This is a genomic window from Kribbella swartbergensis (assembly GCF_054784135.1).
In genome coordinates, this window is sequence record NZ_BAAGPM010000046.1 from 1 (window position 1) to 787 (window position 787).

The 787-nt window shown below is 63.0% G+C and carries 1 protein-coding gene; it reads right to left on the minus strand.

The window, feature by feature from the left end:
• On the minus strand, nucleotides 1-787 hold a 787-nt coding region (locus tag ACYVOK_RS34360), incomplete at both ends, for an MFS transporter (protein ID WP_460666782.1).

Below are 787 nucleotides of genomic sequence, written 5' to 3' on the forward strand. Positions count from 1 at the left end.
CCATACAGTAGCGCAAGGCTGCCGCCCGAGAGCATCAGGATGCCGAGCGCCGAGCCCGTCATCACTGGGCTGCTATAGCCTGCCGCTTCGAAGAAAAACGACAACTGGGTCGGCATAACGAAAAAGATCATGTTTGTGGCGGCTTGAAGAAGCACGAGCAGGGCGAAGACGAGGCGCCAGGATGAAGGATTGGAGGAGCTTTCCGCCAGGTTGGCATGGGGAGCAGGCGAGGTCCGCTCCGGATCGGTGATAGCCTTCCACATCAACGGCAGGAAGAGTGCGGCCACTCCATAGATGACGAAGGGAAGACGCGGCGAGACCGCCGCGAACCATCCGGCGAGCGAGATGAACACGAGCCCCCCGAGATTTCGAGCCGATATCTGAAGTCCTGACAACGCGCTTCGGTCCTCGCCGGTGAAGTAGTCGCCGATGAGGGCGGTCTGCGCTGTCATGATGAGGGCCACAGCGACACCGAGAACCAGACGGCTGGCGAAGATGGTCGGGAGGCCGGGAAGGAGCAGCCCCGCGGAGCCGGCGATCACGAAGAGGATGACCCCGACAAGGAGCATCCGACGCCGACCGTACCGATCAGCGATGAGACCGGCGAATGGGGCGAAGATGGCGACACTGATCGAGGGTGCGGGCACCAGCAGGCGCACCAGCATCGCGGCATTCGGATCATTCGCGAACAGACGTTCGAGCCCGGGGAGCGCAGGACTGATCGTGGCATTGGCCATGGTCGTGAGCGATGCCGCCATCAGCAGCGCGATTGCTCGCGGGTGTCGCC